Source organism: Roseomonas sp. F4 (assembly GCF_053891155.1).
The window spans coordinates 115,001-129,133 of the sequence record NZ_JBSSHK010000003.1 but is presented as its reverse complement, the minus strand read 5'-3'; the positions used below and the strand labels follow the sequence as shown (position 1 = coordinate 129,133).

14 protein-coding genes are annotated in these 14,133 nt (G+C 70.6%); 4 read left to right on the top strand and 10 right to left on the bottom strand.

Features of this window, described 5'->3' with window-relative positions; all coding sequences use genetic code 11:
* Window positions 1–31 precede the first annotated feature (31 nt).
* The 4 genes from ACVFYP_RS12925 to ACVFYP_RS12910 are packed head-to-tail and all read right to left on the bottom strand — an operon-like array spanning window position 32 to window position 3,569.
* Entirely contained in the window at window positions 32–862 is an 831-nt protein-coding gene (locus tag ACVFYP_RS12925; RefSeq protein ID WP_499200599.1) for a carbohydrate ABC transporter permease, read from the bottom strand.
* A complete protein-coding gene (locus ACVFYP_RS12920) occupies window positions 859–1,731 on the bottom strand; it encodes a carbohydrate ABC transporter permease (RefSeq protein ID WP_499200598.1) in 873 nt (290 codons plus the stop codon). The genes ACVFYP_RS12925 and ACVFYP_RS12920 overlap by 4 nt, the downstream gene beginning before the upstream one ends.
* Entirely contained in the window at window positions 1,728–2,882 is a 1,155-nt protein-coding gene (locus tag ACVFYP_RS12915) for an ABC transporter ATP-binding protein (RefSeq protein ID WP_499200597.1), read from the bottom strand. Before ACVFYP_RS12915 ends, ACVFYP_RS12920 begins: the two co-directional genes overlap by 4 nt.
* Before the next feature lie 60 nt (window positions 2,883–2,942).
* Window positions 2,943–3,569, bottom strand: coding sequence for a TIGR00725 family protein (locus ACVFYP_RS12910; RefSeq protein WP_499200596.1), 627 nt, complete (start codon window positions 3,567–3,569; stop codon window positions 2,943–2,945).
* 73 nt (window positions 3,570–3,642) lie between these two features.
* Here ACVFYP_RS12910 and ACVFYP_RS12905 point away from each other — a divergent pair, with 73 nt between their 5' ends.
* Window positions 3,643–4,422, top strand: coding sequence for a DeoR/GlpR family DNA-binding transcription regulator (locus ACVFYP_RS12905; protein WP_499200595.1), 780 nt, complete (start codon window positions 3,643–3,645; stop codon window positions 4,420–4,422).
* A gap of 3 nt (window positions 4,423–4,425) precedes the next feature.
* On the opposite strand, the gene ACVFYP_RS12900 is transcribed toward ACVFYP_RS12905, so the two are convergent.
* Together ACVFYP_RS12900 and ACVFYP_RS12895 are read right to left on the bottom strand one after the other, a co-directional pair.
* Window positions 4,426–5,436 (bottom strand): Bug family tripartite tricarboxylate transporter substrate binding protein, encoded by a 1,011-nt coding sequence (locus tag ACVFYP_RS12900; RefSeq protein WP_499200594.1) that lies wholly within the window; start codon window positions 5,434–5,436, stop codon window positions 4,426–4,428.
* 65 nt (window positions 5,437–5,501) lie between these two features.
* Window positions 5,502–6,749: a M24 family metallopeptidase gene (locus ACVFYP_RS12895; RefSeq protein ID WP_499200593.1), complete on the bottom strand. Its 1,248-nt coding sequence runs from the start codon at window positions 6,747–6,749 to the stop codon at window positions 5,502–5,504.
* An 88-nt stretch (window positions 6,750–6,837) separates the two neighbouring features.
* Between ACVFYP_RS12895 and ACVFYP_RS12890 the strand changes: the two genes are divergently transcribed.
* Genes ACVFYP_RS12890 through ACVFYP_RS12880 form a run of 3 tightly spaced genes read left to right on the top strand, consistent with a single transcriptional unit; the run spans window position 6,838 to window position 9,630 of the window.
* A complete protein-coding gene (locus ACVFYP_RS12890) occupies window positions 6,838–7,848 on the top strand; it encodes a TRAP transporter substrate-binding protein (protein WP_499200592.1) in 1,011 nt (336 codons plus the stop codon).
* A 1-nt stretch (window position 7,849) separates the two neighbouring features.
* Window positions 7,850–8,344, top strand: coding sequence for a TRAP transporter small permease (locus tag ACVFYP_RS12885; protein WP_499200591.1), 495 nt, complete (start codon window positions 7,850–7,852; stop codon window positions 8,342–8,344).
* On the top strand, window positions 8,341–9,630 hold the full coding sequence (locus ACVFYP_RS12880; RefSeq protein WP_499200590.1) for a TRAP transporter large permease: 1,290 nt from the start codon (window positions 8,341–8,343) through the stop codon (window positions 9,628–9,630). The genes ACVFYP_RS12885 and ACVFYP_RS12880 overlap by 4 nt, the downstream gene beginning before the upstream one ends.
* A gap of 3 nt (window positions 9,631–9,633) precedes the next feature.
* Here the strand turns inward: ACVFYP_RS12880 and ACVFYP_RS12875 are convergent, their stop codons facing one another.
* Genes ACVFYP_RS12875 through ACVFYP_RS12860 form a run of 4 tightly spaced genes read right to left on the bottom strand, consistent with a single transcriptional unit; the run spans window position 9,634 to window position 14,127 of the window.
* Window positions 9,634–11,244: an FAD-dependent oxidoreductase gene (locus tag ACVFYP_RS12875; RefSeq protein ID WP_499200589.1), complete on the bottom strand. Its 1,611-nt coding sequence runs from the start codon at window positions 11,242–11,244 to the stop codon at window positions 9,634–9,636.
* A 2-nt stretch (window positions 11,245–11,246) separates the two neighbouring features.
* Window positions 11,247–12,221, bottom strand: a complete 975-nt coding sequence (locus tag ACVFYP_RS12870; RefSeq protein ID WP_499200588.1) for a Bug family tripartite tricarboxylate transporter substrate binding protein — start codon at window positions 12,219–12,221, stop codon at window positions 11,247–11,249.
* Between the two features lie 32 nt (window positions 12,222–12,253).
* A complete protein-coding gene (locus tag ACVFYP_RS12865) occupies window positions 12,254–13,528 on the bottom strand; it encodes an FAD-dependent oxidoreductase (RefSeq protein WP_499200587.1) in 1,275 nt (424 codons plus the stop codon).
* Window positions 13,529–13,578: 50 nt separating this feature from the next.
* Complete coding sequence (locus tag ACVFYP_RS12860; protein WP_499200586.1) at window positions 13,579–14,127, bottom strand: demethoxyubiquinone hydroxylase family protein; 549 nt, start codon at window positions 14,125–14,127, stop codon at window positions 13,579–13,581.
* Window positions 14,128–14,133 lie beyond the last annotated feature (6 nt).

Here is a 14,133-nt window from a genome sequence, read left to right as displayed (position 1 = left end):
GTGGGGAATCCTCTCTGTTCTGGGGGCCGCCTCAGCGCGGCCCGGTCATGGTGATGCCGCGCAGGAAGGCGCGGCGCGCGGCGAAGAAGCCGAGGATGAGGGGCGCGGTGGTGATGGCGGCGGCCGCCATCAGCGCCCCGTAATTCCCGCCCGTCTCGGTATCGCGAAAGGCGAGGATCGCCAGCGACGGCACCGACCGCTCGGCGGAGGTGACGACGATCAGCGGCCAGTAGAGGTCGTTCCAATGGGCGACGATGGAGAAGATGGAAAACGCCGCGATCGCCGGCAACGCGGCCGGGGTCGCCAGCCGCCAGACGATCTCGAATTCCCCCATGCCGTCCAGCCGCGCCGCGTCCAGCACCTCCTCCGGATAGCCACGGAAGAACTGCCGGAACAGGAACATCCCGAAGACCGTCAGCGCGAAGGGCGCCATCAGCGCGAAGAAGGTGTCGAGCAGCCCGGCCTGGGCGAGGCCGAGATACAATGGCAGCGCTGGCACCTGGATCGGCACGCAGAGCCCGAACAGCACCAGCCCGAACAGCCATTCCCGCCCGCGGAATTTCAGTTTTGCGAGTGCATAGGCCGAGGGAATCGCGAACAGCAATTGCACCGCCAAAATGCCGCCGCAGACGATCACGCCATTCAGCATGGCCCGCGGCAGGTTGCTGCGCGTCAGCGCCTCCGCATAGTTCTCGAACCCGGCGAAGCGGGAGGGGATCAGGTTGAAGACCGTGCCAAAAACCTCCTCCGGCGGGCGGATGGAGGTCAGCAGCATCCAGAGGAAGGGCGCAGCCATCAGCACCGCACCCGCCAGCAGAACGGCGTGCGACAGCAGCGCCCCCAAAAATCCACGGCGCCTCATGCGTAATGCACCTTGCGGTCGATCACCCGCGCCTGGATGACGGAGAGGATGATGAGGAAGGCGAGCAGCACGATGGTCATCGCCGCCGCGTAGCCGGTGCGGAAATACTGGAAGCCTTCCAGATACAGCACGTAGAGCAGCGTTTCGGTGGCGCCCAGCGGCCCACCCTTGGTCAGCACCGCCACCGTGTCGAAGACCTTGAAGGCGGCGATGGTGCTGGTGATGGTGACGAACATGGTCGTCGGCCCCAGCAGCGGCCAGGTGACGCGCAGGAAGCGATCCGCCCCGCCCCCCGCGCCATCCAGCGCCGCCGCCTCGTACAGGTCGCGCGGAATGGCGGACAGGCCGGCCAGGAACAGCACCATGTTGAAGCCGACCTGTTGCCACAGCCCGATCATCGCCAGCGTGCCCAGCGCGAGGTCCGGATCGTTCAGAAGATCGACGCCCGCCAGCCCCAATGCGGAAAAAATCGCGCTGACAGGGCCGAGCGAGGGATGCAGCATGAACTGCCAGACGGTCGCCATGGCCACGAGGGTGGAGGTGACGGGCAGGAAGTAGATCACCTCATAGAAGCTGCGCGTCCTGATCCGCGCATGCACCAGCAGCGCGACGCCGAGCCCGCCGAACACCGCGCCCGGCAGCACGAAGCCGACATAGAGAAAGGTGTTGCGCAGAGCGCGTTGGAAGACCTCGTCGCTGAACAGCGCGGCGTAATGGCCGAGACCGATGAAATTCACCGCCATGGCGCCGAGGCGATAATCGGTGACGGACAGGGCCAGCAGCACCAGGAGCGGCCCGATCAGCAGCGCCAGCATCAGCGCGAAGGCGGGGGCGGCGAAGGCGGTGCCCGCCAGGGATTTGGCGTTCATGCCGGCACCATCGTGCCCAGACGGGCCTCGATGCGCCGGCCATCGGCGCCGAACAGATGCAGGCGGGCCGGGTCGACCGCGAAGGCGAAGCGTTCCGGCACCCGCTCCGTCGCCGGCACCCGCGCGGTCAGCGCGACACCGGCGGGGGTTTCTGCGTGGAGCAGCCATTCCGCGCCGAGATTCTCGGCCCGGCGCAGCCGCACGGCCAGGGTGCCGGGCGCACCCTCCGGCGCCAGCGCCAGGGATTCCGCGCGGATGCCAATCGTCACGGGGCCCGGCGGCACCGTCGCATCGGCATGCAGCACCAGGCCCTCGGCCTCCAGCACCCCGAGCGCCCGCGCCGTGGCTGGCAACAGGTTGATCGGCGGGCTGCCGATGAAGCGCGCCACGGCGATGCTGGCCGGGGTGTCGTAAAGCTGCGCGGGTGTCCCGAGTTGAAGCACCCGCCCGGCCTCCATCAGCGCCACGCGGTCGGACATGGTCATCGCCTCGACCTGGTCATGCGTGACATAGACGAAGGTGGCACCCAGCCGCTGGTGCAGTTCCGCCAGCTCCGTCCGCATCTGCACCCGCAGCCGGGCATCAAGGTTCGACAGCGGCTCATCCATCAAAAAGGCGGCGGGGTTGCGCACCATGGCGCGGCCCAATGCCACGCGCTGGCGCTGGCCGCCGGAAAGCTGCGCCGGCTTGCGGTCCAGCAGCTTCAGGATGTCGAGCTGACGCGCCACCACCTCCACCTCCGCCATGATCTGCCGCCGGATGCGCGGGCGGCGGGGCGAGAGAAGGCGCAGCAGCGGCAGGCGTTCCGCCAGCGACAGGCGCCGCATTTCCAGCGGCGTGGCGATGTTTCCGGCCACCGTCATATGCGGGTAGAGCGCGTAGGACTGGAACACCATGGCGACGTCGCGCGCGGCCGGCGGCAGCGCATCCACCACCCGGCCTCCGATCGCGACCTCCCCGCCATCCTGCGGCTCGAAGCCGGCGATGGTGCGCAGCAGGGTGGATTTGCCGCAGCCGGAGGGGCCGACCAGCGTCAGGAACTCGCCCGGCGCGATGTCCAGCGAGACGCCATCCAGCACCGTCGCCGCGCCATAGCGCTTGGTGATGCCGCGCAGGGTGATGCCGGCAGGGGGGCGGCGTTCAATGGGCACGGGGCATCCTTTGCTGCGGCGCGTTTACGAAAACTTCCATGATCTTGGCGAATGATCGTTTCATGACATCCGCAGCAGATGCAGAGCGACACGGTGCAGCGCCGCCTCCGGCGTCGGGCAGCGGACGACGCCGGGGACCTCCGGCGCCGGCGGCAGGGCCAGCACCAGGCGGTTGAACTGCATCGCCAGGGCCATTTCGGAAATTGTGCCGTAGGCGCCGCCGACGGCGATCAGCGCGACGGCCGCGCGGGCCAGGATGGCGTTGCGGGCCGGGCCGATGCCGGTGGCCAGCGGGACCATCACGTGGTTATTCGCGGCGGGCCATTCCTCATCCGGCAACAGGCCGATGGTCAGTCCGCCTTCCCGCTGCGCGCCGCGGCAGGCGGCCTCCATCGCGCCATTCTTGCCGCCGCAGAGCAGCACCAGGCCGCAACGGGCCAGGCCGGCGCCGACTGCTTCGGCCAGGCGCAACTCCTCCGCCCCCGCCTCCCGCGGCCCGATCACCGCCACCGGCACGCCGCGCAGTTTCCGGGCGGCGGACAGCGCCGCCAAGGCAGCCTCCGGCGTTACCTCCACCCCGCCCGGGCGCGGCGGCGCCTCGGCCCATTCCAGCCGCCAGGGGTCGAAGACCCGCGCGTCGCGATGCAGGGTGACATCGCCCGCCTGTTCGTGCAGTCGAAGGCTCATTGGTCGTCTCTCCCAGCCGGATGGCAGCACCGGAACTTGCCCCGACGCAAGCACAGAATGTAAGAAACCTTCCATGGACCTGCCGCCCGAGCAAGACACCGCGCCCAACCCCCGCCAGCAGGCGATCCTGCGCCTGGTCGCGGAGCAGGGTTTTGCGACCATCGAGGCGCTGGCCCGGCGCTTCGGCATCTCCGCGCAGACAGCGCGGCGGGACATCATCCACCTGTCCCAGGCGGGGCTGTTGCAGCGCTTCCATGGCGGTGCCGGGCCGGTGGGCGCGGTGCGGCTAGGCTACGCGGAAAAGCGGGAACGCGACCCGGCGGCGAAATCCCGCATCGGCGCCGCACTGGCCGCGCATCTGCCGCCGCGCCAGTCCATCTTCCTCGATGTCGGGACCACGGTCGAAGCCGCGGCCGTGGCGCTGGCGGCGCGGGGTGGCGACCGGGTCTTCACCAATTCCATGGTCGCGGCACTGGCCTTCGCCCGCGCCGAACATCCGGCGGTGCATGTGCTGCCCGGGCGTCTGGGCGGTGGTGACGGGTCGCTGGTGGGGGCGGAAACGGCGGGCGCGCTGGCCGCGCTGTCGCTGGATGTGGCGGTGCTCGCCTGTTCGGGCTTCGACGCCGCCGGCAGCCCGATGGATTTCGACCCGGAGAAGGTGGCCATCAAGCGCGCCGCCATGGCCGCCGCCCGGCGCACGGTGCTGCTGTGCCATGCGGAGAAGTTCGCCCGCGACGCGCTGATCCGCATCGCCCCGGCCCGGGATTTCGGCACCCTCGTCACCGATGCGCCGCCGCCGTCGAAGCTAGGCCGGGCGTTGGAACAGGCGGGCGTCACGATCCTGCTGGCATGAAGCTCAGCCGGCGCTGATCCCCGCCTCCCGCACCACCTGGCCCCACATCGCAATCTCCGCCCGCAGCAGGGCGGCCAGCACTTCCGGCGTGGAGGATTCGGCGTCGCCGCCGGCGCGGGCCAACTGCTCCCGCGTCGCCGGGTCGGCCAGGGCCTGGCTGGTGGCGGCGGACAGCCGCGCGATGATCGGCGCGGGCGTGCCCGCCGGGGCGAAGACCGCGCCCCAGGTGCCGGTGGCGTAGTTGGCCACCCCGGCCTCCTGCATCGTCGGCACCTCCGGCAGCAGCGGGTGGCGCCGGGCGCCGCAAAGCGCCAGCACCCGCACCCGCCCGTTGCGAATCAGCGGCACGCAGGAGGGCAGGCTGTCGAACATGGCGTCGATCGTGCCGGCGAGCAGATCATTGGTGGCCGGGGCGGAACCGCGATAGGGCACATGCGCCAGCTTCACCCCGGCGCGCAGATTGAACAGCTCCCCGGCCAGGTGCAGCGTGCTGCCGGTGCCGCCGGAGCCCCAGTCCAGTTCCTCCCGCCGCGCCAGGGCGATGAACTCTGCCAGATTGGCCACCGGCAGGTCCGGCCGCACCACCAGCGCCTGTTCGATGCGGAAGGCCAGGCTGACCGGCGCCAGGTCGCGCGACGGATCGAAGGGCAGGTCGCGGAACAGATGGCGGTTCACCGCGACCGGACCATTGGAGGACAAGACCAGCGTATGGCCATCCGCCGGGGAGCGGACCACATGCTCGAGGCCGAAATTGCCGCCCGCCCCGCCGCGATTGTCCACCACCATGGGCTGGCCCAGCAGCTGCGCCATCTTCGCTGCATAGATGCGGGCCACCACATCGGTGCCGCCGCCGGCCGGAAACGGCACCACCAGCCGCACCGCGCGCTGCGGCCAGGGCGCCTGAGCCACAGCGGGGGCGGCGAGCAGCCCCGCCCCGGCGGCCAGCAACAGGGGGCGCCGCCCCAGGCCCGTCAGGCGAGGCGCGAGGCGTGACCGGGCAGCAGCAGCAGCCATGAGCCGCGATCCTTTGGCATATCTTCAACAATCTTGCACCGCAGCACAGATTGCGTGAAGACGCCTCAGGGCAATTCCACCAGGGCGTGTGGCAGCCCGCCACCCGCCAGGGTTTCCGCACCTTCCGCCGTGATCAGCAGCATGTCCTCGACGATGAAGCCGCCGAGGCCGTCCAGGTACCAGGGCAGCTCGAAGGCCATCACCATCCCTGGCTCCAGCACCACGTCGCTGTCGGCGGCGGTATAGGGGAACTCCTCGGACCAGATGGAAGCGCCGAGGCCATGGCCGAAATGGCCCCGCGCATAGCTGGGAAAGCCCGCATCCCGCATCGCGCCGAGGCAGGCGGCGTGGATGTCGCGCAGCGCCACGCCGGGGCGGAACATCGCCCGGCCGATGTCAAAAGCCTGGCGCAGCGCGGCGTGGAGCTGCCGCGCCTGGGGGGCGGGCGCGCCGCAGGTGAAGGTGCGGGCGAGGTCGGCGGAATAGCCGCCGACCACGGCGCCGACATCCACCTTCACCACATCGCCAGGCGCGATGCCGCCCGGGCTGGACCAGGGGGAGGCGCCGAAGCCGATATATTCCCAGGCGGTCACCGAAGGCGTGCCGCGCTGCTGCGCCACGCGCCGGACCAGGTCGAGAAAGCGCTGCCCCAGCGCCTCCCGCGTCGCGCCCTGGCGGATCTCGGGCAGCAGGCTGAGCAGGGCGGCCTCGGTGATCAGCCCGGCCTCCCGCAGCAGCGCGATTTCGGCCGGCGACTTATGGGCGCGCAGTCGTTCCACCATCAGGGAGGCATCGGCGATGCCGGCGGGCGCGATCGCCGCTTCCAGCGCCGGCATATCCGCGGCCGGAACCGCGGAGAGTTCCACGCCGAGCCGGGCCTTCAAAAGGCCCTGCTCGGTGAGAAGGGCGCGCAAAGCGGCCAGCGCCGCCGCGCGGTCGAAGGTGGCGGGGCGGGCGAAGCCAGGTGGCCGGGCAGCCGTGGCGCGCGCCACCAGGGTCGCGGCATCGGCCTCGAAGGGCAGGAAAGGGCGCAGATCGCCGGTTTCGGGCCAGGTCACGTGGCGGTGCAACGGCGCGCAGCCCGCCGCTTCCGCCGCCCCGGCAAAAAGGTCGCTCACCACCACGCCCACCGGGCGGGCAGGATCGGCCGGCACCACGGCGATCGCCGCCCCCAGCCGCCGCCAATTCGCCGCCACGCCGGCCGGCGCGCCGCTGGCCCAGCGAAAGCTTTCGGGCGCCGCCAGAACCAGCGCGTCCAGCCCCGCCGCCCGCATCAGCCGCGCCGCGCGCGTCCGGTCGATATATCCTGCCATGGTTACATAGGGTTGCCCCCGGCCGGCGATTGTCAATGTCGGCCTCCGCCTCCTATCGTCCGGCACGATGAGGGTGGGAGTGGGGACAATGCGGAACTGGATGCTGGGCGCGATGGCGGCCCTGTTCGGCCTGACCGGCGCGGCCGAGGCGCAGAATGTGGAATGGCGCTTCCACAACAGCTATGCGCCGACGCGCATCGAAAGCCAGCATGTACGCGACCTCGCCGCCGATCTGCGCACGCGCACGAACGGCCGCTTCACCCTCAATGTCTTCGAGGGCAATGCGATGAACCTGCGCGATGCCGACATGCTGCGCACCATGCAGGGCGCGACGCCGGAGATGAGCTTCATCTGGCCGCCCTTCCTGGGCCGTGACGATGCGGCGATGTCCTCCATCCTGGTCTTCGGCCTGATCCGCAACGCGCAGGAGCTGAACCGCGTGATGCCGGCCTTGCAGGAGAGCCTGAACCAGGGCATCCGCCGCTGGAACATCGAGCCCGTGGGCTACATGCAGCTCGGCCTGCTGGATGCCGCGCTGTTCTGCCGCAGCCCGATCCGCACGCTGGAGGAATTGAAGCGCGTGAAGCTGCGCGTCGGATCGCGGGAGCAGGTCGAGACCTTCCGCGCGCTCGGCGTGGCGGCGCAGATCGTGCCGCAGCAGGAGCTGTATGCGGCGATGCAGACCGGTGTCGTGGATTGCGCGCTGTACCCGCCGCGCATCGTCCATACCATCAGCCTGCAGGAAGTGGCGAAGCATGCCACCAGCACCGGCTTCGCCTTCCCGCCCACGCCCTATATCGTGCTGGCCAACCAGGCGCGCTTTCGCGCGCTGTCGGCGGAAAACCGCGCGGCGCTTCAGGCCACGGTCGGCGCGATGGAACAGCGCAGCGCGCGGTTCGAGCAGGATGCGGCGGATGACGAAGCCTCCCGCGAACGCCTGCGCGGCCAGGGCGTGACCTTCCATCCGACGCTGACGGAGACGGAACAGCAAGCGATCCGCAGCGCCGCCATGGCGACCTGGGACACGCTGATGCGGGAGGCTGGCGGCCAGGGTCCCGCCTGGCGCAGCCGCATCCAGGCCGCGCTCGGCGCCAACTGAGTTGGAGATCATCGACCGCGCCTTGCTCGGCATCTCCCGCGCGCTGCTGGCCGTCTCGGCGGCGGCCTGCGCGGGGATTCTGGGGCTGGTCGTGGCGGCGGTGGTGATGCGCTACGCCGTCGCCGCGCCCTTCTGGTTCACCGAGGAGCTGGCGGGGCTGCTGCTTTCCGCGCTGGCCTTTTTGGCACTGCCCTTCGCCATGGCGGGCAACGCCAATATCCGCGTGACCCTGCTGACCGAGCGGCTGCCGCCGCTTGGCCGGCGCATCGCCTGGGTGATCGGCCAGCTCATCATGGTGGCTTTCTGCGCGGTCTTCGCCTGGGAGAGTTATGGGCTGGCCGAATTCACCTGGCGGCTGTCGCTGATGAGCGAACAGGCGCGGCTGCCGCTGGGCCCCTGGGTGGCGGTGGCGCCGGCCGGCTTCGCCTTCACCGGCCTGGTCGCGGCCTGGGTCGGGCTGCGGCCGCCGCCCGTGGAAAAGGCGCAACATCTGTGATCTGGACTTTCCTGCTCGGCATGGTCACGGCGACCGTGCTGTCCGGCGCCGTGATCGGCGCGGCGCTGGGGCTGACCGGCTTCGCCATTCTCCATTTCTTCGCCGGCGGATCGACGCGCATCGGCGTGCAGACCGTCTGGAACACGCTGAACGAATTCACGCTGACGGCGATTCCGCTGTTTATCCTGCTCGGCGAATTGCTGGTGGCCTCGGGCCTGGCGCGCGGCGTCTATCGTGCCCTGGCGCCGATCTTTGCGCGGCTGCCGGGCGGGCTGCTGCACACGAATATCGCGGTCTGCACGGTGTTCGGCGCGGTGTCCGGCAGTTCGATGTCCGTCGCCGCGGCGGTGGGGTCCGTCGCCTATCCGGAGCTGAAATCGCGCGGCTATGACCGGGCGCAGACGGTGGGCACCTTGGCGGCCGGTGGCACGCTGGGGCTGCTGATCCCGCCCTCGCTGTCCCTGCTGATCTATGGCGCGCTGACCGATACCTCCATCGGGCGGCTGTTCCTGGCGGGCGTGCTGCCCGGGCTGATGATGGCGGCGCTGTTCATGGCCTGGATCCTGGTGGCCGCCTTGCGCAACCCGGCTATCGCACCGGCGGAGAAGCGCGTGGCGCTCGGCGAGGCGCTGCGGGGCTTGGTCGGCGTGCTGCCGCTGATCGGGCTGATCGTCGCCGTGCTCGGCAGCCTGTTCGCAGGCCTAGCCACGCCGACCGAGGCGGCGGGCGTCGGCGTCGCCGCCGCGCTGCTGCTCGGCTTCACCCTGGGCGAGCTGAGCTGGCGCGGCTGCATCGCCTCGCTGGTCGGCACGGTGCGCACCTTCGCCGTCATCGCCATGGTCTTCATCGGCGCGCTGGTGCTGGCGCAGGCGATCAGCCTTTTGGGTCTGCCGCAGCAATTGCTGGCGAGCGTCGCCGAATGGGGCCTCTCGCGCTGGGTGCTGCTGCTGGTCGTCGTCGCGGTCTATCTGCTGCTCGGCATGTTCTTCGATGGGCTGTCGATGATGATCATGACCCTGCCGCTGGTTTTTCCCCTGCTGACCGGCGTGGGGTTCGACGCCGTCTGGCTCGGCGTGGTGGTCACGCTGATGATCGAGGTCGGCATGCTGACGCCGCCTGTCGGCATGAATCTTTTTGTGCTCGTCGGCATCACAGGCGGCGAGGTGAAGCTGGGCGAGGCGGCGCTGGCCGCGCTGCCCTATTGGATCGCGCTGCTCGTGGGCGTGGCGCTGCTCTGCCTGTTCCCGGGCATCGCCACCTTTTTGCCTTCCGTCGCCTTCGGCTGACCCTCAGGCATTGCGCTGGGCGAGGCGCAGCCCCGCCACATGGCCCCAGGCCATATAGGGGCCGATGGTGGTGCCGGTGCCGACGCCGCGGGTGCCGAGCGGATTTGCGCTCGACGCGCCCGCGGCGAAGAGCCCGGCGATGACGCTGCCATCCGGCTGCAGCACCTCCGCCTGGTCATTGGTGCGCGGCCCGCCCTTGGTGCCCAAAATGGAGCGGTTGAACGGCATCGCCAGGAACGGCCCTTTCTCAAGCGCCTCCAACCCGCCGCGACGTCGCTTGTCGCCGCTGGCGGCGGCATCGGCGGCGGAAGGACGGCCGAAGTCCGCGTCCTTCTGCGCGGCGCAGGCGGCGTTGTAGCGCGCGACAGTCGCCTCCAGCGCGGCCGGGTCCAGGCCGATCCTTTGGGCCAGCTCCGCAATGCTGCCCGCGCGATGCAGCCAGCTCGCATCATCCTTCGCGGCCCAGCGCGCCGGCGGCAGGCGGTCCAATAGCCGCGCATCGGCGATCACCCAGCAGGGCAGGTGCACCGGCTGCCCGGAAGCATCGCGCGCATCCATCGCCTCGCCGATATTGAAGACCAGCTCATTCACGAAGCGAAGCGCGTGGCGGTTCACCAGGATCGCATTCGGCTCGGTGTGGAAGGGCACGGGGCGCGCCATCAGATGCCCCTCATGCCGCACCGGCACGGCCGGCGTCAGCGTCGCCTGGTCCATATGCGCCAGCGCCGCGCCGGCAGCCTGCGCCATGCGATGGCCATCCCCCTCATTGCCCGGCGGGCTGCCGAGATAGTCCACCTTCCCCGGAAAATGCTGTGCCCGCAGCGCCGCATTCCACTCAAAACCGCCGGTCGCGATGACCACGCCGCGCCTCGCCTGGATGGTTTTGCGTCGGCCGCGCTGTTCCACCACCACGCCCGTCACCGCACCCGTCTCGTCCCGCAGCAGTTCGACCGCGCGGGAGGACAGCACAAACCGCACGCCGGCATCCAGGCAGCCGCGCAGCAGGCCGGTGATCAACGCCGTGCCCTTGCCGCGGCTGTTCACCAGCAGCCGCCAAGCCAACCTCGGCCAGAGTTTTGCCGCCGTGCGATAGGGGTGGTGATAGAGGTCCGTCTCCACCGCCTCGTGATAGGTGAAGATTTCCGGGATGGTCGATCGCCGGATACGAAAGGCGAAGCGCCTCACACGCCACCGGCTGAGCGGTAGCGGCGAGAGCATGCGCCCGCGCGGCTTGGCGCCCGGCAGGGTTCGCAGCGGGTCGCCCTCCGGCGTCAGCCGAAACCGCAGCGGCGAATGCGCCTCGACGAAGCGCAGCATGGCGGGGGAGGCCGTGACCAGCCGCTGCCACAGCGCATCCTCCGTCGCTGCCCAACCTTCCGGTGCGGCGGCGCGGATATAGGCGAGCGCTTCCTCCGGGCTGTCGGCGATGCCGGCAGCTTCGGCATGGTGGTTCGCGGGAATCCAGGTGCCGGCGCCGGACATGGCGCTGGTGCCGCCCAGCTTGTCGGTCTTCTCCACCACCAGCACGCGCAGCCCGGACACGGCGGCGGTCAGCGCCGCCGTCAGCCCGGCGGCACCGCTGCCCAGCACCACCGCATCATAGATGTCGTCCACCCCTACTGCGCCTGGATGCCGCGCGCCCGAACCACCGCGCCCCAGCGCTGATATTCCTGCGGGAACATCTCGGCGAAGGCGGCGCGATCCCGCGTGCCAGGAATGGCACCGAAGCCCACAATACGCTCGCGCAGCGCGGGGCTCGCCATGGCATCGCGCAGAAGCGGCACCAGGCGGTCCACCCCCGCCTCCGGCACCGAGCGAGGCGCGAACAGCGCCTGCCAGCCATCCGCCTCGATTCCGGCAAAACCCTGTTCGGCGAGGCTCGGCACATCCGGCAGCACCGCCAGCCGCGTGGCGCCCGCAATGGCCAGCGCGCGCAGCCGCCCCGCCTGGATCTGCGGCAGCACGGTGGAGAGCGTCAGGAAACCCATCGGCACCGCGCCGTTCAGCAGGTCCGGCATCAGCACGCCCTCCCCGCGATAGACCACCGGCTCGATCCGCACCCCCGCCGCCTCGCCCAAAAGTTCGGCGGTGAGGTGGGAGATGGTGCCATGGCCGCTATTCGCCGCCGCCATCCCGCCCTTGCGCGCCTCCGCCACCACATCCGCCACGCTGCGCAGCGGGGAGGCCGCGGGCACCACCAGCACGAAGGGGGTCGAGGCCACCAGCCCTATCGGCGCGAAATCGCGCACCACGTCATAGGCCAGCGGCTGCGGCTGGAGGTGCGGCACGATGGTCATGCTGACGCTGCCGAAGAGCAGCGTATGCCCGTCATTCGCCTGCGCCGCCGCCTGAGTGCCCAAAATGCCGCCCGCGCCGGCGCGGTTCTCCACCACCACGGGCTGGCCGAGCTGGGGCGCAAAAATCTCGGCCAGCATGCGGGCCAGCGCATCAGCCGGGCCACCGGCGGCGAAGGGCACGATGATGCGGACCGGCCGTGTCGGCCAGCTGTTGGCCTGGGCCGCGGCGCCACCTGCCAGCAGCGCGCCGCCCGCCGCCAGTGCCAGCCGGCGCGTGATCAGCTTCTTGTCCATCATGTCGTTTCCTTTCCCCAACCCTAAACCCGTCACGGCAGATGCGCGCTGGCCTGGCGCAGCGCGTCCTGCAAGGCGGGCACGTCAATCTCGGCCGGCGCGGCATTGCCGCGTGCCGCCATGGCGGCGGCGATTCCGGCCGCCTGACCGATCGCCATGACGATCGGCATCACCCGGATCGCCGCATGCGCCTTGTGGCTGGCCGAGATGCCGCGCCCGGCTACCAGCACATTGTCGAAGCCGCGCGGCAGCAGCGCGCGCAGGGGAATCGCATAGGCGTGGTCGGCCCCGAATCCCTCGAAATGCAGCCCGGCGCCCTTGGCCGGGTGGATGTCCATCGGATAGGCGCCCCAGGCGATGCGGTCGGCGAAGGCCTTCCCTTCGCGCAGCTCCGCCTCCTCCAGCACATGCAGGCCGTGGATGCGGCGACTTTCGCGCACGCCCACCTGCGGCGCGAAGGCCTGGATGCGCCCCGCCGCGCAGCCCGGCACCAGGTCGCGCAGGAAGCCGGCGGCCGCCAACGACTGGCGCCGGCCCTCCACCTCCGCGGCCGAGAGCGCCAGCGGGTCCGTCGCATCGAAGGCGAGGCGGCCGATATTGAACCAGGCGTCGGCGGTGCCCTCGATGCGGCTGGCATGCAGCGCGGCGCGCGCCAGCCTTCCCTCCGCCACGCCCTGCTGCGCCAGCGCGGCGAGGTCCTTGGGCGCAATGGCGTCGAAGGCCGGCAGGTCGATGGGGCCAAATCGGAACATGGCCGTGGCGGGCTGCATCACCTGGCCCGGCTGCAGCGCCAGAAAATCCGCGCCGGCCCGCGCCAGCAGGTCGAGGTCGCCGCTGGCGTCGATGACCAGGCGCGGCGTCACCCTGCACACCCCCGCCTTGGTCAGCAGATCGACCGAGGCGATGGCGCGGCCCTGGCGTTCGGCGCCCAAAATGGCGGTGTGGAACAGCAGCCGCACGCCGGCTTCTGCCGCCATGGCGTCCAGCACCGGCTTCAGCAGTTCCGGGTCGTAGCAGACGCGGTCCATGCGGTGGCCGGTGGACATGGTGAAGTACGAATGGCCGTCGCTGGCGCCGAGCGCCTGAAGCCGCGCCACCACCTCCTCCGCCAGCCCGGCCACCACGCGGCGCCCCGCGGCGGTTTCCCAACCCACGAACTGGCCCACCGCCGCGGCCGTCGCGGCGCCGCCCAAAAAGCCGAAGCGCTCCACCAGCAGCACATCGGCGCCGGCGCGTGCCGCCGCGATCGCCGCCATGGTGCCGGCCATGCCGCCGCCGGCGACCAGGATATCCGCTGAAAGCTCCATGCCGCGTCTTTACGCCGCTTGCCCCGCGGCGTCAGGGGTGGGGCAGGGCGCTAAATCCGTCGCGCCGCATGGACGGCGGCGGCGGAGCCGCTTCCCACCAGCCAGGCCCAACCGCGCAGCAAGGCGCCGGGTGGCGCATCCGCGGCCTCCCGCGCCTCGTCCCGGTGGTGCACTTCCTCGGCCTGGCAATGCGCCAGCATCGCGCGGATGTCGGGGTGGATGGCTTCGGCATCCAGCCGGTCGATCTGCGCCTGGTAGTGGTGATCGACAAAAGTCTCGACCGCATCGATGGTGGCGTAGATGGCGCGGTTGCCGGCCAGCGCGGGCAGCGCCCCGGTCAGCCAGCCCGCCACGCGCCAGATCGGCAGCAGCACGCTGCGCTGGCGCGGCGGCAGCAGCCCTTCCAGCAGGTCGAGATGTCCCTGTTCGGTGGCGCCATGCCGCTGCGCGAAATCCCGGATCTCGGGGTCGCGGGCGAATGCCAGAATGCCGCGATAGATCATCACGGCGCCGGTTTCCCCGGCATGGTCGGACCGCAATTCGCCGAGCAGCCAGTCGGGCAGGTCGGCGTTGAAGGCAGGTGGCGGCATATGGGTCATGACCGT

Coding starts and splice junctions, on each gene's coding strand:
- ACVFYP_RS12860 (WP_499200586.1), bottom strand. CDS start 14,127: ATGACCCATATGCCGCCACCTGCCTTCAACGCCGACCTGCCCGACTGG.
- ACVFYP_RS12910 (WP_499200596.1), bottom strand. CDS start 3,569: ATGAGCCTTCGACTGCACGAACAGGCGGGCGATGTCACCCTGCATCGC.
- ACVFYP_RS12865 (WP_499200587.1), bottom strand. CDS start 13,528: ATGGAGCTTTCAGCGGATATCCTGGTCGCCGGCGGCGGCATGGCCGGC.
- ACVFYP_RS12900 (WP_499200594.1), bottom strand. CDS start 5,436: ATGGCTGCTGCTGCTGCCCGGTCACGCCTCGCGCCTCGCCTGACGGGC.
- ACVFYP_RS12895 (WP_499200593.1), bottom strand. CDS start 6,749: ATGGCAGGATATATCGACCGGACGCGCGCGGCGCGGCTGATGCGGGCG.
- ACVFYP_RS12890 (WP_499200592.1), top strand. CDS start 6,838: ATGCGGAACTGGATGCTGGGCGCGATGGCGGCCCTGTTCGGCCTGACC.
- ACVFYP_RS12905 (WP_499200595.1), top strand. CDS start 3,643: ATGGACCTGCCGCCCGAGCAAGACACCGCGCCCAACCCCCGCCAGCAG.
- ACVFYP_RS12925 (WP_499200599.1), bottom strand. CDS start 862: ATGAGGCGCCGTGGATTTTTGGGGGCGCTGCTGTCGCACGCCGTTCTG.
- ACVFYP_RS12920 (WP_499200598.1), bottom strand. CDS start 1,731: ATGAACGCCAAATCCCTGGCGGGCACCGCCTTCGCCGCCCCCGCCTTC.
- ACVFYP_RS12870 (WP_499200588.1), bottom strand. CDS start 12,221: ATGGACAAGAAGCTGATCACGCGCCGGCTGGCACTGGCGGCGGGCGGC.